Origin of the sequence: Streptomyces sp. NPDC047315, assembly GCF_040643215.1 — a bacterium.
GTDB lineage: Bacteria > Actinomycetota > Actinomycetes > Streptomycetales > Streptomycetaceae > Streptomyces.
Map to the genome: position 1 here is coordinate 262824 of NZ_JBEYTZ010000007.1, position 19222 is coordinate 282045.

At 72.6% G+C, this 19222-nt stretch carries 12 protein-coding genes; 8 read left to right on the forward strand and 4 right to left on the reverse strand.

The genetic code is table 11. The features are described 5' to 3' along the window. Positions 1 to 95 precede the first annotated feature (95 nt). The 4 genes from ABZ842_RS10600 to ABZ842_RS10615 all read left to right on the forward strand — a co-directional run bounded on the left by ABZ842_RS10600 (position 96) and on the right by ABZ842_RS10615 (position 7299). The gene (locus ABZ842_RS10600) at positions 96 to 3404 is read left to right on the forward strand and encodes an FHA domain-containing protein (protein WP_361534997.1); all 3309 of its coding nucleotides are present in this window, start codon (positions 96 to 98) and stop codon (positions 3402 to 3404) included. 235 nt (positions 3405 to 3639) lie between these two features. Continuing rightward, positions 3640 to 4998 (forward strand): ABC transporter substrate-binding protein, encoded by a 1359-nt coding sequence (locus ABZ842_RS10605; RefSeq protein ID WP_361535000.1) that lies wholly within the window; start codon positions 3640 to 3642, stop codon positions 4996 to 4998. A gap of 73 nt (positions 4999 to 5071) precedes the next feature. Next, a complete protein-coding gene (locus tag ABZ842_RS10610; protein ID WP_361535003.1) occupies positions 5072 to 6361 on the forward strand; it encodes a sugar ABC transporter permease in 1290 nt (429 codons plus the stop codon). Next, a complete protein-coding gene (locus tag ABZ842_RS10615) occupies positions 6358 to 7299 on the forward strand; it encodes a carbohydrate ABC transporter permease (RefSeq protein WP_361535006.1) in 942 nt (313 codons plus the stop codon). The genes ABZ842_RS10610 and ABZ842_RS10615 overlap by 4 nt, the downstream gene beginning before the upstream one ends. Positions 7300 to 7397: 98 nt before the next feature. Here the strand turns inward: ABZ842_RS10615 and ABZ842_RS10620 are convergent, their stop codons facing one another. Then, complete coding sequence (locus ABZ842_RS10620; protein ID WP_361535009.1) at positions 7398 to 8018, reverse strand: TetR/AcrR family transcriptional regulator; 621 nt, start codon at positions 8016 to 8018, stop codon at positions 7398 to 7400. 214 nt (positions 8019 to 8232) lie between these two features. Here ABZ842_RS10620 and ABZ842_RS10625 point away from each other — a divergent pair, with 214 nt between their 5' ends. From ABZ842_RS10625 to ABZ842_RS10635, 3 genes are all read left to right on the forward strand, one after another. Then, the gene (locus tag ABZ842_RS10625; RefSeq protein WP_361535182.1) at positions 8233 to 9132 is read left to right on the forward strand and encodes an ABC transporter permease; all 900 of its coding nucleotides are present in this window, start codon (positions 8233 to 8235) and stop codon (positions 9130 to 9132) included. A gap of 7 nt (positions 9133 to 9139) precedes the next feature. Beyond that, positions 9140 to 9988: an ABC transporter ATP-binding protein gene (locus ABZ842_RS10630; protein ID WP_361535185.1), complete on the forward strand. Its 849-nt coding sequence runs from the start codon at positions 9140 to 9142 to the stop codon at positions 9986 to 9988. 129 nt (positions 9989 to 10117) lie between these two features. Beyond that, on the forward strand, positions 10118 to 11410 hold the full coding sequence (locus ABZ842_RS10635) for a glycosyltransferase family 87 protein (protein WP_361535012.1): 1293 nt from the start codon (positions 10118 to 10120) through the stop codon (positions 11408 to 11410). A gap of 79 nt (positions 11411 to 11489) precedes the next feature. Here ABZ842_RS10635 and ABZ842_RS10640 read toward each other — a convergent pair whose 3' ends face one another. Further along, complete coding sequence (locus ABZ842_RS10640; protein ID WP_361535015.1) at positions 11490 to 16493, reverse strand: NAD-glutamate dehydrogenase; 5004 nt, start codon at positions 16491 to 16493, stop codon at positions 11490 to 11492. A gap of 570 nt (positions 16494 to 17063) precedes the next feature. Here ABZ842_RS10640 and ABZ842_RS10645 point away from each other — a divergent pair. Next, the gene (locus tag ABZ842_RS10645; protein ID WP_361535018.1) at positions 17064 to 17621 is read left to right on the forward strand and encodes a DJ-1/PfpI family protein; all 558 of its coding nucleotides are present in this window, start codon (positions 17064 to 17066) and stop codon (positions 17619 to 17621) included. A gap of 75 nt (positions 17622 to 17696) precedes the next feature. On the opposite strand, the gene ABZ842_RS10650 is transcribed toward ABZ842_RS10645, so the two are convergent. Further along, on the reverse strand, positions 17697 to 18365 hold the full coding sequence (locus ABZ842_RS10650) for an HAD hydrolase-like protein (RefSeq protein WP_361535021.1): 669 nt from the start codon (positions 18363 to 18365) through the stop codon (positions 17697 to 17699). 40 nt (positions 18366 to 18405) lie between these two features. Then, positions 18406 to 18912: a hypothetical protein gene (locus ABZ842_RS10655; RefSeq protein WP_361535024.1), complete on the reverse strand. Its 507-nt coding sequence runs from the start codon at positions 18910 to 18912 to the stop codon at positions 18406 to 18408. Positions 18913 to 19222: the final 310 nt, after the last annotated feature.

Consider the following 19222-nt stretch of genomic DNA (forward strand, 5'->3'; position numbering starts at 1 on the left):
GGGTGGGGAGCCCCGGGTGCGCGCCGACCAGCCGGGTGGGGGCGACGGAGGCGGTTCCCCTGCCGGCACCCGCGCAGAAGGGATTGCTGACGGCCATGCAGATCCGGCTGACCGTTCTCGCGCCGCGCGGCGGACAGGCCGTCGGGCCCGCATCCGGGACCCGCGCGTGCGACGTGCTGGTCACCGCACCCGCGGGCACGGCGCTGGCCGCGGTGGCATCGGGTCTGGCGTCGGCCGCCGCGGGCCCGGAGTCGTCGGGCGGCGTCGTGCTGTACGCGGGCGCGGAGCGGCTGGACCTCCAGCGCCGCACCCTGGGCGAGCCGCCCCTGGTGGACGGCGCGGTCCTCTCGCTGGGCCAGCCCGGTCCGCAGGGCCCCGCCGACGCGGACCCCTCGACGCAGCTGCACGTGGTCGCAGGACCGGACGCGGGCGGGGTCCATCTGCTGCACGGCGGCCGGGTGAGCATCGGCCGCTCCGCGGACGCCGACGTCCCGTTGGACGACCCCGACGTGTCCCGGCTGCACTGCGAGGTGACGGTCGACGACGACGGCCGGGTCACCGTCGCCGACCTCGGGTCGACGAACGGAACGGCGCTGGACGGCCGCCCGGTCGGCGCCCGCCCCGTCGCGCTGCCGCCGGGAGCACTGCTGCGCCTCGGAGAGTCGACGCTCCGGCTGTCCCCGGCCGACCGCACGGCCGCGCTGCCGACCGCCGCGGACGGCGAGGGCCACCTCAAGGTCGCGACGGCCCCGGGCGCGACGGCCCCGGCCACCGCGCCCGGGGCCGTCGCCGAAGCCGGCAAGGAGGCGGGCCACAGCGCGTACGTGGTGGGCGCGCACGCCCCCTCGACCACCGGCCCCACGCCCGCCCACGGCACCGTCACCCCGCACGTCACCAGCAACACCATCAGCACCGGCCATACCGTTCGCGAGTCCCAGCAGCCCGCGCAGCCGGACGGCGGGCACACCCGGGCCGCCGACCAGTCCGACGCCTGGGGCGCCCCCGCGGGCAGCGGGCCCGGCCAGGGCGCCGACCCCGAGGCGTACGGCCGGACCCACGAAGAGCCCCGCAAGAAGGGCATAGGCGCCTGGGCTCGCCGGCTCAAGGGCGACGCCCCCCGCGGCGAGCGGGGCGACCAGCGCGGCGCGGGCGCCCCGGCCCCGGCCCCGGCCCCGGCCCCGCCGCCGACCGCGCCCGACGCGCCCCCCGCCGAGCCGGCCCCGGCCGCCGCCGACAGCTGGCCCGACCCGGCCGCCGTCCTGCTCACCGCGGTGCGTCCCGGCGCACGGCTGTGGGAGCGCGGTCCGGACCATCCCGAGTCCCTGGTGCTGCGGCTGGGCACGGCCGATCGGGACGACCTGGTGTCCGTGCCGGTGACCGTGGGCCTGCGCGAGGCCGGTTCGCTGGGGCTGGCCGGCCCCCGGCGCCGGCTGGCCGGCGCAGCGCACTGGGCCGTGGCGCAGCTCGCCGCCCTGCACTCCCCCACCGACCTGGAGATCGTGTTGATCTCCACGGACCGTGCGCGCCCCCTGGAGGAGCGCCGGGCCGAGTGGGCGTGGCTGGGCTGGCTGCCGCACGTCCGGCCGGCGCACGGCCAGGACTGCCGCCTCCTGCTCGCGTACGACCGCGACCAGGCAGCGGCGCGCACCGCGGAGCTGGTCCGCCGGCTGGACGACGGCTGGCTCGGCCCCGGCTGGCCGAGCGCCGACCTCGCCGCGCTGACGGACGCCGCCGAGCGGTACGAGGGGCCGCACACCCTGGTCGTCGTCGACGGCGACCCGGGCTCGGCCGCCCTGCGGGAGACGACGGCCAGGCTCGCGGGCGCCGGCTGGTCCGCGGGCATCCATCTGTTGGTGCTGGCCGAGGCCCCCGCCGCCTCCCCCCTCTCGCCGGTCGCCGCGACGTACGAGACGGCGTGCGCGGCCTCGCTCGCCTTCCGGGAGTGCGGGGCGGTCGGGCTGCTCAGCGGTGAGGTGGCGACCGCGCTGCGGGTGCTGCGCACCGCGGGCGGGCTGCCCGCCGGCCACGGCACCCTGGCCGCGGTCGACGCGGTGTCGACGGCGTGGGCGGAGCGGTTCGCCCGCGCGCTGGCGCCGCTGCGTACGGAAGGGGCCGGCCCCCAGGCGCCGGGCCGGGCGGCCGTGCTGCCCCGGTCGTCCCGGCTGCTGGACGAGTTGGGTCTCGCCCGGGCCACGCCGGCGTCGCTGATGGCCCGTTGGGCTGCGGCCGGGGACGTCCCGGGCAGCCCGGTGGTGCTCGGCACGGACCCGCGCGGGCCGCTCGCGGTCGACCTCGCCGTGGAGTGCCCGCACCTGCTGGTCGAGGGCCCGCCCGGCAGCGGTCGCACGGAGCTGCTGCGTTCCGCCGCCGCCTCGCTGGCCTCCGCGGGCCGGCCGGACCGGCTCGGGCTGCTGCTGGTCGACGGCGCCGGCGGCGAGCGCGGCGAAGGGCTCGCGGTCTGCACCGACCTGCCGCACGTGATGGACCACCTGGTGGCGAACGACCCGGTGCGCATGCGGATGTTCGCCCAGGCGCTGGGGGCGGAGCTCAAGCGCCGCGTCGAGCTGCTCGGCGGCGCGGACTTCGCCGAGTGGCACGCATCGGGCGGCGCCGCCGGCCGGGTGGTGGGCCAGCGCTCGCCGAGCGCGGCCGAGCAGGGCGGGCCGCTGACCGCCGCGGCCCGGTCCGCCGGTCCCGCCGTGCGGTCGGCCCGCGCCGCGGGGCGGGCCGACCACTCCTCGGTCGCCGGCCCGATCGCCGCCGGCGCCCAGGCTCCCGATCCGCGGGCCGCGGCCCGCGGCGACCTGGAGTCACCGCCGAGCGGCACCCTGCGGCTGCGCCCCGGCGGGCGCACCCGCCCGGCCGGCCCCCCGCCGCTGCCCCGACTGGTGGTCCTGGTGGACGACTTCGACGCGCTGGTGGCCCCCGCCCTCGGCAGCCTCGGCCGGCCGGCGGCCGGCTCGGTCGTCCGGGCCCTGGAAGCCGTGGCCCGGGACGGCGGCAGGCTCGGGGTGCACCTGATCGCGACCTCCGCCCGCCCCGACCGCACCGCGGACACGGAGCTGGCGCGCTCGGCCGGGCTGCGGGCGGTGCTGGACGCGCCGCCGGCCTCCGCCGGGCCGGACGATCCGCTGCCGGGCCGGGGCCGGCTGGGGCATCCGGACGGCCGGGTGACCCCGTTCCAGGGCGGCCGGGTCACCGGCCGCATCCCGCGCACCGCCACGCTGCGGCCCACGGTCGTGCCGCTGGAGTGGGAGCGCATGGGCGACCCGCCGACCCGTCGCCCCGTACGGGAGTTGGGGAACGGCCCGACGGACCTGGCACTGCTGGCGAGCGCGCTGGAGCGGGCCGCCACGTCGGTGAACGCGATACCCCTGCCGCCGCTGTCGCCCGTGCACCCCTGAGGAGCCGCACCCCCCGCGCCGCGAGCCCCGTCCCGCACCACCTACCCCGGTAGCGCACACCGTTCCCTCAACTTCCGCAAACTTTCTGCGATTTGACAGGACATCACGTCACAGAGGGATCACGAAAGAGCCATCGACTCTCTCAGCGGATTGCGGGCCCTGTGCCCCGGGCGTAGACCTGTCGGGCAACGCGTCGGTGCTAAGGCAGAGTGCTACGGCAGAGAACGGGGCAGAAATGCGGACAACTCTTCGCACGAGCAAGGTCGCAATCACATTCGCCGTCGTCGCGGCGCTCGCCCTCGCCGGGTGCAGCGACAGCGACGACGACTCGTCGGACGCGGACGGGAAGAAGGGCTCCGGTTCCGGCTCCACCGTCGAACTCCCCCGGCTGGAGGGGGAGACCGTCCAGGTCGCGGCCGTGTGGAGCGGGGCCGAGCAGGAGAACTTCGACAAGGTCCTGACCGAGTTCGAAAAGCGCACCGGGGCCGAGGTCACCTTCGTCCCCGCCCAGGACCCGATCGTGAACTTCCTCGGTACGAAGATCGCCGGCGGCAGCCCTCCCGACGTGGCGCTGCTGCCGCAGCCGGGCGCCATCGCGCAGGCCGTGCGGCAGAAGTGGGCCAAGCCCGTCGGCCCGGAGGCGAAAGCCCAACTCGCGAAGAACTACTCCCCGGGCTGGCAGAAGATCGGCCAGGTGAACGGCGAGCAGTACGGCGTGTACTACAAGGCCGCCAACAAGTCCCTGATCTGGTACAACACGGCGGCGTTCGAGATGGCGGGCGCCAAGGAGCCGAAGACCTGGAAGGAGTTCCTGACCACCGCGGAGACGATCTCGGCGTCCGGCGTGACGCCCGTTTCGGTGGCCGGTGCCGACGGCTGGACGCTCACGGACTGGTTCGAGAACATCTATCTCTCCCAGGCCGGCCCCGAGAAGTACGACCAACTCGCCAAGCACGAGATCAAGTGGACCGACCCCTCGGTGACGCAGGCGCTGACCACGCTGGCGGAGCTGTTCGGCAAGCCCGCGCTGATCGCGGGCGGCGCGGACGGCGCCCTGCAGACCGAGTTCCCGGCGTCGGTGACGCAGACGTTCACCGGCGGCGACCAGCCGAAGGCGGCGATGGTCTTCGAGGGCGACTTCGTGGGCGTGAACATCGCCCAGACCAAGGCGGAGTTGGGCACCGACGCGAAGGTGTTCCCCTTCCCCGCCGTCGGAGCCCAGCCCCCGGTGGTGACGGGCGGCGACGCGGCCGTGGCGCTGAAGGACAGCAAGGGCGCCCAGGCACTGCTGACGTTCCTCGCCTCCCCGGACGCCGCGAAGATCCAGGCCGCCGCCGGCGGCTTCGTCTCGCCGAACAAGTCGCTGGACGTGGCCGCGTACCCCAACGACGTGATGCGGGACATCGCCAAGGCCCTGATCGCCGCGGGCGACACCTTCCGCTTCGACATGTCGGACCAGGTGCCGCAGTCCTTCGGCGGCACCCCGGGCAAGGGCCTGTGGAAGACGCTCCAGGACTTCCTGAAGAACCCGAAGGACGTGGCGGGGGCGCAGGCGAAGCTGGAAGCGGACGCCGCCAAGGCGCACGCGGGCTGAGCGGCGGGTGTCCACCGCAGTGAAGGCGGGGGGTCCGGCCCGGCCGGCGCCCCCCGCGCGTCCGCGCAAGAGCGTGACCGGCACCCGCAAGACCGTCGCGGCCGGCTTCCTGCTGCCCGCGCTGGTGCTGCTGGGCGCGCTCGTGGTCTACCCGGTCGGGTACTCGGTCCAGCGTTCCTTCTTCGACCAGTCGGGCAGCGGCTTCGTCTGGTTCGACAACTACGCGGAGATCTTCACCGACGACGCGATCTTCACGGCCGTGAAGAACAACGCGATCTGGGTGGTCTTCGCCCCCGCGGTCGCCACCGCGCTCGGGCTGATCTTCGCCGTGCTCACCGAGCGGATCCGCTGGGGCACCGCGTTCAAGCTGATCCTCTTCATGCCGATGGCGATCTCCATGTTGGCCGCGGGAATCATCTTCCGGCTGGTGTACGAGCAGGATCCAGAGCGCGGCGTCGCCAACGCGGTCTGGGTCGGGGTGCACGACACCTTCGCGGAGTCGTCCGTCTTCCCCCGCGCCCGCCCGCTGCCGGTGCATCCGCTGGAATCCGGCGGCGGCGGTTCGTTCGTGACCAAGGACCCCGCGGCGGTCGGCACTCCGGCGCTGCTGCCGCTGGTGGGCGTCGCACCCGCGAACATGCCGTCGGACGCGAAGCCCGCCGCGGCGGCGCAGGCGGACCCCGGTGACGGCAGGATCAGCGGAACGGCGTGGCTGGACTTCACCCGGGGCGGCGGCGGCAAACCCAACGTCGTCGACCCCGAGGAGCTGGGCCTCAAGGGGCTGAAGATCGAGGCGGTGAAGGACGGCGAGGTGGTGGCGTCCACCCGCGCCGGTCCGGACGGCTCGTTCACCCTGCCGGCCGCCGCCGACGGCGCACAGCTGCGGCTGCCCGGGGACAACTTCCGCGAGCAGTACAACGGCGTGAGCTGGCTCGGCCCCTCGCTGGTCACCCCGGCGATCATCGGCAGCTACGTGTGGATGTGGGCCGGCTTCGCGATGGTCCTGATCGCGGCCGGGCTGGCGAGCGTGGAGCGGGAGCTGATGGAGGCGGCCCGGGTCGACGGCGCGAACGAGTGGCAGGTCTTCCGCCGGATCACCGTGCCGCTGCTGGCTCCGGTTCTCTCGGTGGTCCTGGTCACCCTGATGATCAACGTGCTGAAGATCTTCGACCTGGTGTACATCATCGCCCCCGGATCGGCGCAGGACGACGCGAACGTCCTCGCGCTCCAGCTGTACCGCTCGTCCTTCGGGACGGCGGCCGACCTGGGCGTCGGCAGCGCGATCGCGGTGCTGCTGCTGTTGCTGCTGGTGCCGGTGATGGTGCTCGACATCCGCCGTACGCGAAGGGAGAGGCGCCGATGACCGCGCGCACGTCCACGACAGCGCCCGGCTCCGACCCGGCCCCCGCTCGCGAAGGCGCGACGAAGGCGACGGAGGTGACGAAGGCGCGGCAGCCGCTCGCGTCCCGGCTCGCCGGGTGGGCCGGCACCGGTGCGGTGCGGGTCTTCCTGCTGCTCGTCGCGGTGTTCTGGCTCACGCCGACGGTCGGTCTGCTGGTCTCCTCGCTGCGCGGCCCGGCGGACATCGGGGAGAGCGGCTGGTGGCAGGTCTTCACCGCGCCGGCGCAGCTGACCCTGGAGAACTACGAGGGCCTGCTGAAGAACGAGGCGATCACGGACTCGCTCGTCAGCAGCATCGTGATCACGGTCCCGTCGACGCTGCTCGTGGTGGTGATCGGGGCGCTGGCCGGGTACGCCTTCGCCTGGATGGACTTCCCCGGCCGCGACTGGTGGTTCCTGATCGTCGTCGGTCTGCTGGTGGTGCCCGTCCAGGTGGCGCTGATCCCGCTGTCGAAGCTCTTCGGGCAGATCGGCATCTTCGAGACGACGATCGGGGTGATCCTCTTCCACGTCGGCTTCGGGCTGCCGTTCGCGATCTTCCTGCTGCGGAACTTCTTCGCGGAGATCCCGCGGGAGCTGCTGGAGGCGGCGCGGCTGGACGGCGCGGGCGAGCTGCGGCTGTTCGTCCGGGTCGTGCTGCCGCTGGGCGGGCCGGCGATCGCCTCGCTCGGGATCTTCCAGTTCCTCTGGGTGTGGAACGACATGCTGATCGCGCTGATCTTCGCGGACACCGACAGCGCGCCGATCACGGTGGCCCTGCAGCGCCAGGTCCGCCAGTTCGGCAACAACATCGACGTGCTCGCATCGGGCGCGTTCTTGTCGATGGTCATCCCACTGGCGGTGTTCTTCGCCTTCCAGCGGCAGTTCGTGTCCGGGGTGATGTCGGGTGCGGTGAAGTAGGTGCAGCAGGTGCAATAGGTGCAGTAGCGGCGCCGAAGGCCGTACGAGCGGCGGTACGGGGGCGGGCGCGCCCGAGCTTCCGTGCCGCCGTGTTCCGCTCAGACCCGCAGTGCCGCGACGGCCCCGCGCGAGAGCTGGTCCAGGTACCCCTTCGGCAGGTCGTCACGGACCACCACCAGCCGCCAGTACAGCGGCCCGACCGCGACGTCCAGCAGCCGGGAGGCGTCCGTGCTCGCCGGCAGCTCCCCGCGGGCCACCGCGTCCCGCACGATCAGCGCGGCCATTCCGTGCTGGCTGTCCAGGAGCGCCGCCTTGATCGCCTGGGCGATCTCCGGATTGCGCACGGACTCCACCAGCAGGTCGGGGATGACCTGGGAGGCGACCGGGTGGCGCAGCGCGTGGGAGGCGACCTCCAGCAGTGCCCGGACGTCCCCGTACAGCGATCCCGTGGCCGGGGCGGGCAGCCCCTGCGCGGCGAAGGCGGAAACCAGGTCGAGGACGAGGGAGAGCTTGGACTTCCAGCGCCGGTACACGGCCGTCTTGCCGACGCCCGCGCGGCGGGCGATCCCCTCGATGGACATCCGGGCGAAGCCGACGGAGGCCAGCTCCTCGAAGACGGCGGCACGGATGGCCTCCGTCACGTCCTCGCGGAGCACGGCGGCTCCCGCGGGAGCGCGTCGGGGACGTCGTGGGTCCGGGGCCGGGTCCGTCGTGGTCATGGTCATGGAGCATACCCGTGACGACGAAACGGTTGCGTTGCGACGCGAGTACGCCTTAGTCTCGGCGCAACGACGAAACGGGCCCGTCCCGTCGTCATCCCGGCGGTCGGCCGGACGTCCCGCACTCCCCTCCCCGACCGCGCCTCTCCTTCCCCCTCCGCCTGAGGCGAAAGCGATCCGAGTGAGCAGTCAGACGATCTCCCCACCCCTGTCGGTGGGGACCGCGCCCCCTTCGGGGCTCCCCGGGGAGACCCCCCGCGAGTTCGCCCTGCGCCACGGCCTCACCGTGAGCGGGCAGCGTCCCTCGCTCGGCGCGTACGTGCGCCAGCTGTGGGCGCGCCGCCACTTCATCACCGCCTTCGCCACCGCCAAGCTCACCGCCCAGTACAGCCAGGCGAAGCTCGGCCAGCTCTGGCAGCTGATGACGCCGCTGCTGAACGCGGCGGTGTACTACTTCATCTTCGGGATCCTGCTGGGCACCAGCAAACAGGTCCCGGACTTCGTCCCGTTCCTGGTCACCGGGGTCTTCATCTGGACCTTCACGGCCAATTCGATCATGGCCGGGACCAAGGCCATCTCGGGCAACCTCGGGCTGGTGCGCGCGGTGCACTTCCCGCGCGCCGCGCTCCCCGTCGCGTTCGCCCTCCAGCAGTTCCAGCAGCTCCTGTTCTCGATGGGCGTGCTGCTGCTGATCCTGATGGGCTTCGGCGAGTTCCCCGAGCCGTCCTGGCTGCTGGCGGTCCCGGCGCTGGCGCTCCAGGCCGCGTTCAACACCGGTCTCGCCATGGCGATGGCCCGGATCTCCGCGCGCACCCCGGACGTGGCGCAGCTCATGCCGTTCCTGCTGCGCACCTGGATGTACGCGTCCGGTGTGATGTGGAGCATCTCGACCATCCTGAAGGACCACGACCTGCCGGAATGGGTCATGCTTGCCCTGCAGTACAACCCGGCGGCGGTCTACATCGATCTCGTGCGCTTCGCCCTGATCGACAGCTACACCTCGGCCCAGCTTCCGCCGCACGTGTGGGCGGTCGCCCTCGGCTGGGCCGCACTCTGCGGGGTGGGCGGATTCATGTACTTCTGGAAGGCGGAGGAGCGGTACGGCCGTGGCTGAGAACCTGATGACGAAAGACGCGACGCAAGCGGCACAGGAGGTAGGAGTGACCGCCCCCGTCCCCGAGAAGGTCCCCACGGTCGTCGTGGACGACGTGCACATCAAGTACCGCGTGCAGGGCGGCAAGGCCGCCAAGGGCAGCGCCACCGCGGCCCTGAGCCGGATGGTCTCCCTCAAGGCGCGGCGGGCCCGCAAGTCCGGCGCGCTGCCGCCGGGCGTGCGGGAGGTGCACGCGGTCAAGGGCGTGACCTTCACCGCGTACAAGGGCGAGGCCATCGGCCTGATCGGGTCGAACGGCTCCGGGAAGTCCACCCTCCTGAAGGCCATCGCCGGTCTGCTGCCCGCCACCGAGGGCCGGGTCTACACGCAGGGTCAGCCCTCCCTCCTCGGAGTGAACGCGGCCCTGATGAGCGACCTCACGGGCGAGCGCAACGTCATCCTCGGCGGGCTCGCCATGGGCATGTCGCGCCAGGAGATCCAGAACGCCTACGCGGGCATCGTCGACTTCTCCGGGATCAACGAGAAGGGCGACTTCATCTCGCTGCCGATGCGGACGTACTCGTCCGGCATGGGCGCCCGGCTGCGGTTCGCCATCGCGGCGGCCAAGAGCCACGACGTGCTGCTCATCGACGAGGCGCTGGCCACCGGCGACGCGAAGTTCCGCCGCCGCAGCCAGGCCCGCATCAACGAGCTGCGCGCGGAGGCCGGCACGGTCTTCCTGGTCAGCCACAGCAACGGCACGATCCTGGAGACCTGCGAGCGCGCCCTGTGGCTGGAGGCGGGCGTGCTGCGGATGGACGGGCCCGCGAAGGACGTCATCGCCGCGTACGAGGAGTTCACCAGCGGCAAGAAGTAGCCCCTGCGCCTCCGGGCGGTCCGGCTCCGCCCCGACCGCCCGGAGGCCCGCGAGCAGCACCAACACCGCACCGCCGCACTGCACCGATAAACACCTCAAAGCCACTAAAGCGGACTAAAGTGCCCGGCGATGACGCCCCACGGGATCACTCCGCTGCCCGCCGGCCACCGCCTCGCCCCGCGGCCCGCCCTCCACGCCCCGTACGACGGCCGGCGGCACGACCGGCGAAGGGCCCAGCCGAGGGACGTCGCGGCACTGGCCGCCGGCTGGGCGCTCACCCGGGCCGTGATGCTCGCACTGCTGGTCGTCGACCGCCTCGGGGACACCGGAGTGGCGGGCGAGGTCCACTCCCTGTACCGGGGCTGGTACGAACAGCTCGCCCACGGCGCGTTCCCCGTCCACGACGTCACCTGGCAGTACCCGCCCGGCGCCGCCCTCGTCCTCCTCTCCCCCGCCGCACTGCCCTGGCTGACCTACTTCCAGGCGTTCGTGCTGATCGTGCTGATCGCCGACGCGACCGTCACCGTCGCCCTCGCCCGCGCCGGGCTACGCGGCACGGGCGAAGGCGGGGGCGCGGGCGTCCGCGGCGCCTGGCTGTGGGTGGGCGGACTGCCGCTGCTGCTGAACCTGCCGCTGGCCCGCTACGACGTCCCCGTGACCGCCGTCGCCGTCCTCGCACTGCTCGCCCTGCGCACCCGCCCCCGGCTCGGCGGCGCGCTCGCCGGCGTCGGCGCCACCCTCAAGGTCTGGCCGCTGCTGACGCTGCTGGGCACGCCCCGCGGCCCCGGCACCCGGGCCGCGTGGGGCGCGGCCGTCGCGTCCGGCGCCGCCCTGCTCTCCGTGCTCGTCCTGGGTTTCAGCAACACCCTGGACTTCCTGCGGCAGCAGGGCGCCCGCGGCGTACAGGTCGAATCGCTCGGCGGCACGGCGCTGCACGTCGCCCGCAACGCGGGCTGGTCGGGCGAGACCCGGTACCAGTACGGCGCCTTCGAATTCGTGGGGCCGTACGTCTCCTCCGTCGCCCGGCTCTCGCTGGTGCTGACCGCAGCCGCCTTCTGCTGGCTGGTGCTGTGGCGTCTGCGGGCGCGGCGCTGGGGGCCGGCGACGCCCTTCGACGCCGCGTTCGCCGCCGTCCTGCTGTTCACCGTCACCAGCCGGGTGATCAGCCCCCAGTACCTGGTGTGGCTGCTGGGTCTGGCCGCGGTCTGCCTCACCTGTCGGCACACCGTGATGCGCCCCGCGGCGCTGCTGGTGCTCCCCGCCGCAGCCGTCAGCGCGCTGGCGTACCCGCTGCTGTACGACGACGTCGTCGCCGGCACCGCGCTCGGCTGCACCCTGCTGGTGGTGCGCAACGGGCTGCTGCTCCTGGCCACCGCGCTGGCCTGCCGCCGGCTGTGGCGGGCCAGCGCCCGCCCCGCGTAGCGCTCCTTCGCATACGGCGAGGGGCCCGCCCCGGTCTCCCGGAACGGGCCCCTCGTACGCGTCCTACGCGACCGGTACGTCAGCTGTGCGTACGCAGCAGCTGGCGCATCGTCCGCATCGCCACCGACAGGTTCGCCAGGTCGAACGTGTCCGAGCCCTGGATCTCGTCCAGGGTCGCGCGCGCCCGGCTCAGGATCGAGACGTTCTTCGACTCCCAGGTCTTGAACCGCTCCTCGGGCGTCGAGGTGCCGTTGCCGACGGAGAGCACGTCCGCGGTGAGCATGGCGTGCGCCGCGTACAGGTCCTCCCGGATGGCGGCGCGGGCCATCGACTGCCAGCGGTCGGCCCGCGGCAGCTCGATGATCCGGTCCATCAGCTGGGTGATCCGCAGCCGGTCGGCGAGGTCGTAGTACACCTCGGCGACGTCCAGCGGGTCCTGGCCCGTGCGGTCGGCGATGGCGACGATGTCCAGCGTCGGGAACGCCGAGGAGAACCCGGCCACCCGCAGCGCCAGCACCTCGGGCACGCCCTCCGAGGTCAGCTCGTCCACGATGCCCTGGTACCACTCGAGGTCGGTGCCGCGCATCAGCTTCGGCAGCTCGTCCCAGACCCGCGCCACCCGCTCCGCGAAGAACCCCACCGTCTCGGTCAGCTCCAGCGGCTGCGGGCGGTTGCCCAGCAGCCAGCGGGTGCCGCGCTCCACCAGCCGGCGCGAGTGCAGCCGGATCCGGGTCTGCACGTCGGCCGCGACCTCGTTGTCCAGCGCCTCGACCGCGTCCCAGACCGCGCCGAGCCCGAAGATCTCCCGGGCCGCGGTCTGCGCCCGCACCACTTCCTCGATCGACGCGCCGGTCTCCTCCCGCAACCGGTGCAGGAAGGTCGCGCCACCGGTGTTGACGGTGTCGTTGACCAGCACGGTGGTGATGATCTCGCGGCGCAGCGCGTGGCCGTCGACCGCGTCGGCGAAACGCTCCCGCAGCGGCGTCGGGAAGTACGCGTGCAGCAGCTTGCGCAGGTGCGGGTCGTCCGGCAGGTCCGTGCCGATCAGCTCGTCCGCCACCGCGATCTTGGTGTACGCGAGGAGGACCGCCAGCTCGGGCTGGCTCAGGCCGCGGCCCGAGTTCAGCAGCTCGCGGATCTGCCGGTCGGTCGGCAGGAACTCCAGCGACCGGTCCAGGGCGCCGTCGCGCTCCAGCCGGCGCATGTGGCGCTGGCCGGCCTGGAGGAGGGAGGGCGCCTGGGCGACCGAGTTGGCGAGGGCCACGTTCTGCGCGTAGTTGTTGCGCAGCACCAGCGCGCCGACCTCGTCGGTCATCTCGGCGAGCAGGGCGTTGCGCTGCTTGACCGTGAGGTCACCGTCGTTGACCAGGCCGTTGAGCAGGATCTTGATGTTCACCTCGTGGTCGGAGGTGTCCACGCCGGCGCTGTTGTCGATGGCGTCGGTGTTGATCCGGCCGCCGGCCGCGTCGGGGCCGCCGGCACGGGCGAACTCGATCCGGCCGAGCTGGGTCAGCCCGAGGTTGCCGCCCTCGCCGACCACCTTGACGCGCAGTTCGGCGCCGTTGACCCGGATGGCGTCGTTGGCCTTGTCGCCGACGTCCGCGTTGGACTCGCCGGACGCCTTGACGTACGTCCCGATGCCGCCGTTCCACAGCAGGTCGACGGGGGCCTGGAGGATGGTCTTCATCAGCTCGGCCGGCGTCATCTTGGTGACGCCGTCGGGGATGCCGAGGGCGGCCCGCACGTGTGCGTTGATCGGGATGGACTTGGCCGTACGGGGGTGGATCCCGCCGCCCGGGGAGAGCAGCGAGCTGTCGTACTCGGCCCAACTGGAGCGCGGCAGCTCGAAGAGGCGCCGGCGCTCGGCGTACGAGACGGCCGCGTCGGGGGTCGGGTCGACGAAGATGTGGCGGTGGTCGAAGGCGGCCACCAGCCGGATGTGCTCGCTCAGCAGCATGCCGTTGCCGAACACGTCGCCGGACATGTCGCCGACGCCGACGACGGTGAAGTCCTGCGTCTGGGTGTCGTGGCCCAGCTCGCGGAAGTGGCGCTTGACGGACTCCCAGGCGCCGCGGGCCGTGATGCCCATGCCCTTGTGGTCGTAGCCGGCGGAGCCGCCGGAGGCGAAGGCGTCCCCGAGCCAGAACTCGTAGGCGAGGGCGACCTCGTTGGCGATGTCGGAGAAGGAGGCGGTGCCCTTGTCGGCGGCGACGACGAGGTAGGTGTCGTCCCCGTCGTGGCGCACCACGTCCGCCGGCGGCACGACCTCGCCGGCGACCAGGTTGTCCGTGATGTCGAGCAGCGCGGAGATGAAGGTGCGGTAGCTGGCGACGCCCTCGGCGAGCCAGGCGTCCCGGTCCACGGACGGGTCGGGGAGCTGCTTGGCGACGAAGCCGCCCTTGGCGCCCACCGGCACGATCACGGTGTTCTTCACCATCTGCGCCTTCACCAGGCCCAGGATCTCGGTGCGGAAGTCCTCGCGCCGGTCGGACCAGCGCAGCCCGCCGCGGGCGACCTTGCCGAAGCGCAGGTGGACGCCCTCGACGCGGGGCGAGTACACCCAGATCTCGTACGCGGGGCGGGGCGCGGGCAGGTCGGGGATGGCCTGCGGGTCGAACTTCATCGACACGTAGCCGTGGTGCCCGCCGCTTCCCTCTCCCACACTCTGGAAGAAGTTCGTGCGCAAGGTGGCCTTGATGACCACGAGGAAGGAGCGCAGGATGCGGTCCTCGTCGAGGCTGGCGACCTGGTCCAGCGCGCCGTCCAGCTCCTCCATCACGCCGTCGATCAGCTCGGTGCCGGCGTGCTGGCGGCCCGGCGACATCCTGGCCTCGAAGAGCGAGACCAGCAGCCGGGTGGTGTGGACGTTGGTGCGGAGGGTGTCCTCCATGTAGTCCTGCGAGAACGTCGACCCGGCCTGGCGCAGGTACTTGGCGTAGGCGCGCAGCACCATCGCCTGCCGCCAGGTGAGCCCGGCGCCGAGGACGAGGGAGTTGAAGCCGTCGTTCTCCGCGGCTCCCGTCCACACCGCGGCGAAGGCTTCCTGGAAGCGCTCCCGGGCGTCGTCGCCGAGGTAGTCGTTGTGGCCGTTGGCGCCGTTGCCGGCGCCGCCGGGGGCGGCGCCGTTCGTCGGGACCGGCATGCGCAGCCCGAAGTCGTAGATCCAGGCGTACGTGCGGTCGGCGCGGCACAGCTCGTACGGGCGCTCGTCGACGACCTCGCAGCCCAGCCGCTGGAGCACCGGCAGCACGGCGGAGAGGGAGACCTGGGCGCCGGTCCGGTAGATCTTGAAGCGGCGCTCGCCGGGGCCGGCGCCCACCGGCTCGTACAGCGAGAGCGCGAAGTCCCGGTCGGAGCGGGTCAGGTCGTCCAGGTGGACCAGGTCGGCGACGGCGCTGCGCGGCGAGTGGTCGGCCTTGTAGCCCTCGGGGAAGGCGCTGCCGTACTGGCGCAGCAGCTCGGCGGCGCGCTCCTCGCCCAGCTCTGCGGTGAGCGCCTCGGCGAAGCCGTCCTCCCAGGAGCGCGCGGCCTCCACCAGGCGGGCCTCGATGCGCTCGGTGTCGGCGTCCGTGAGGTGCGGCAGCTCGGTGCCGGAGGGGACGCGGACGACGAAGTGGATCCTGGAGAGGATCGATTCGGTGTTCCAGGCGGTGAAGTCGACGCTGGTGCCGCCGAGCTCCTCCTTGAGGATGTCGATCAGCCGCAGCCGCACCGCGGTGGTGTAGCGGTCCCGCGGCAGGTACACGAGGGCGGAGTAGTAGCGCCCGTACTCGTCCTGGCGCAGGTAGAGCCGGAGCCGACGGCGCTCCTGGAGGTAGAGCACGCTGGTGACGGTGGCCCGGAGCTGGTCGACGGGGGTCTGGAACAGCTCGTCGCGCGGGTAGGTCTCCATGATCTGGAGCAGGTCGCGGCCGTCGTGGCTGTTGGGCGAGAAGCCCGCGCGGTCCAGGACCTCGGCGACCTTGCGGCGGATCACCGGGACGCGGCGGACGGACTCGGTGTACGCCGCGGAGGAGAACAGCCCGAGGAAGCGGCGCTCGCCGACGACGCTGCCCTTCTCGTCGAACTTCTTCACGCCGACGTAGTCGAGGTAGCTCGGCCGGTGGACGGTGGAGCGGCTGTTGGCCTTGGTGAGCACGAGGAGCTTGTGCTCGCGGGCCTTGGCGCGGGCGTCCGCCGGGAGCCGGCTGAAGGAGGGGCTCACCGGGTGGGCCTCGTCCTCGCGGTGCTGCGGGTCGGAGCGCAGGATGCCGAGGCCGGTGCCGGCGACGGCACTCAGGGCGTCGCCGTCCACCAGCTCGTACTCGCGGTAGCCGAGGAAGGTGAAGTGGTCGGCGGCCAGCCAGCGCAGCAGCTCGCGGGCCTCGTCGATCTCCTGGCCCAGGATGTCGTCGGCGGTGGGCTCGGCCGGCAGGTCCTCGGCGATGCGCAGCGCGGCGTCGCGCATCTTCTCCCAGTCCTCGACGGCCTCGCGGACGTCGGACAGCACGCGCAGCAGGTCGGAGGTGATCTGCTTGAGGTCGGCGCGGTCGGTCTCGCGGTCGATCTCGACGTGGATCCAGGACTCGACGAGGGCGTCGTGCGGAAGGTCCTTGCGGGAGGTGCGGCGCTCGGCGGGCAGCACCTCGATCAGCTTGCCGGTGACGTCGCGGCGGACGGTGACCTGCGGGTGGATCACCACGTGGATGCCGCGGCCCTGGCGGGAGAGCTCGTTGGTGACGGAGTCGACGAGGAAGGGCATGTCGTCGGTGACGACCTCGACGACGGAGTGGCTGCAGGTCCAGCCGTTCTCCTCGACCGTCGGGGTGTGGACCCGCACGTTGGCCGTGCCCTGGGGGCGGTTCTCGGCCAGCCGGTAGTGGGAGAGCGCAGCGCCGAAGACGTCGACCGGGTCACGGTCGGCGAGGTCCTCGGGTGCGGTGTGCAGGTAGTAGCGCTGGAGGTATGCGAGAAGGGTGTCCTGGTCCGGCCGCTTGCCCTGCTCGGGCCCGGCCGGTTGGTGACCACCGCCCGGACCGTTCTCGGCTACCCGGGCCGCTCGTGCGAGCAGCTCGGCCTTGGCGTCGTCCAGCTTGGTCTGCATGTCCTCTGGCTCCTGTCGCGCGCCGTTGCGTGACGTAGGTGGAAGGTGCGGCGCAACGCCCCAGCGCGTGGTGTCCGGTCTGGGTCGACGTTATGCCGCCATGAGAGGTGCACGAGCCACAATTGACGAAGTTCAACGGAACTCAACAATGGGGTCGGTACACGGGGACCAGCGATCGCCCGGCAGCGTCCGCGCGCCGGGCGAGGGCCGGGGGCTTCGCTGCCCCCAGGGCGTATCGCACTGATCACGGCTCCAGGCTATCTCCCCGCACCCGGTCACCGTCATGGGCCTTATGTGTACAAAAGCAGGGTCGGAAGTTTGACACTCTGCACAGCGACAAGGAAGGAACGGTGCGAGCGGGTAGGTACCCGGACGTCCCCGTCGGGTCATTCGGCCCGTCCCCACGGGTCCGTCTCGATGAGCCGTCCCAGTGAGTCCGCACCAGCCCGATCCGTCTCAGTCAGTCCTTCTCAGTCAGTCCTTCTCAATCAGCTCGTCATAGCCCGTCATAGCCAGCCAGTCACAGTCAGCTCGTCTCAGTCACCGCCCGACTTCACACCGGGAGCAGACATGGCAACGAAGGTCCTCATCGTCACCGGCGACGCAGCCGAGTCCCTGGAAGTGCTCTACCCCTACCAGCGGCTGCTGGAGGAGGGCTACGAGGTCCACATCGCCGCCCCCGCCCGCAAGAAGCTGCAGTTCGTCGTGCACGACTTCGAGCCCGGCTTCGACACCTACACCGAGAAGCCCGGCTACACCTGGCCGGCCGACCTCGCCTTCTCCGAGGTCGAGCCGGGTCAGTACGCCGCCCTGGTCATCCCGGGCGGGCGGGCCCCGGAGTACCTCCGCAACGACCCGGAGCTACGCAAGATCCTCAAGTCCTTCTTCGACGCGGACAAGCCCGTCGCCCAGATCTGTCACGGTCCGCTGCTGACCGCCGCCATCGGCAGCCTGGAGGGCCGCCGCGTCACCGCGTACCCCGCGCTCGAACTGGACATGCAGGCCGCGGGCGCCACCTTCCAGGACGTGGCGGCGGTCGTCGACGGCACCGTCGTCTCCTCCCGCGCCTGGCCGGACCACCCGATGTGGATGCGCGAGTTCCTGAAGGTGCTCCGCGCCAAGGGCTGACGCGGAGCAGGCCGCGGGTGGCCGGGTCCGGTGGCGTGGGTCTGTGGCCAGGGCCGTAGCTCAGGCCGCCGTTGCTCAGGCCACCAGCTCGGCGGCCAGGTCGACCGCCTCCGCGAGGGAGTCCACCACCGGTGCGCCCGTCGCCTCCAGATTGGCCCGGCTGTGCGCACCGCCCGTGTACAGCACCGCCCACGCACCCACGTGCGCCGCCGCCACCGCGTCGTCCGCCGCGTCACCGATCACCACGGTGCGCTCGACCGACACGGTGGCGGCGAGCGCCGTGAGGTGGCGCTCCATGGCCTCTGCCTTGGACGGGCCCGCGGGCCCCCGGCGTCCGTCGACCCGTACGAAGTGGCTCTCGATGCCGAAGCCCTGCACGGCCGGCACCAGCTCGTCGTGGACGTGCATGCTGAGCAGCGACTGGCTGCGGCCGGCGTCCCGCCAATCGCGCAACAGCGCCTCCACGCCCGTCGTGAGCCCGCACGCCACGCAGTTCTGCAGGTAGGTCCGCTGGAAGACGACGTCCATCGCGTCCCACTCCGCGTCCGTCGGCAGCCGGCCCAGCACCCGCTCGTAGAACTTCGGAATCGGCACCCGATACCACTCGCGGTACTGCTCGACGGTGATGGCTTCCCGGCCGACGACCTCCAACGCCGCGTTCGCCGCACCGACGACCGCCGTCACGTCGTCCAGCAACGTGCCGTTCCAGTCCCAGACCAGATGACTCCCCATGTGTTTCCCCATGTCGAACTACCGTACCCGCCGGGTACGACAGCGTGCGGGGTCAGCCCACCAGGTTGGGGATCTCCTGCACTCCGTACCAGAGCAGCTCGTGGTCCTCCGCGCCGTCCACCGTGAACTGCGCGTCGTCGTCGCCCCGGTCCGCCGCGCCCAGCGCGTCGGCCGCCGCGGAGACGTCGGCCACGGCGTCGTCGGCGTCCACGTGCACCGCCCCGGCCAGGGACAACGGCACCGCCACGGCGATCCGCACCTCGCCGAGGGACGTGGCGTCCAAGGCCCGGTCGGGGTCGACGGAGGCGTCCTGGTCCCGTACGTCGACGGCGACGACGACCCGGCGGCGGACCGCGTCCGGAGCGCCCGCGATCATCCGCAGCGAGGCTGCGGCGGCCCTGCCGAGCGCCGCGTACTCCAGCTCCTCGATGTCGTCGGAGACGTACCACTCGCGCAGTCCGGGGGTGACTCCGTACGCCGTCACCGGCCCCGGGCCCAGCTCTCCGGCCTGGTGCGCCTGCGCGAGTCCGGCGAGGGTCAGAGGGACGTAGACGCGCATGGCTGGCCGCTTTCGTAGTCGGAAGACGCACCTCAGGATACGTGCGCGGTACCCCTTCGGACCGCCGCTCCACCAGGGCGGAACCGTCCACTCCGCAGAGCCCGGGTCCCGGGCCGTCCGCCCTCGTCACGCCCCACCATCACCCGGATAGGTGAATCGGGCGGTCGCGCCGAGCGCCCCGGCGCCCCGTTGCGACCGGCGCGCGCCGGGCCGTAGAAGGTCACCGAGCGCAGTTACCGCCCGGTATCGACTGCGGTCGAGCCGGGCCCGAGCGGACGGGGGCGATAGAAGATGAACGCAGCGGACGGAG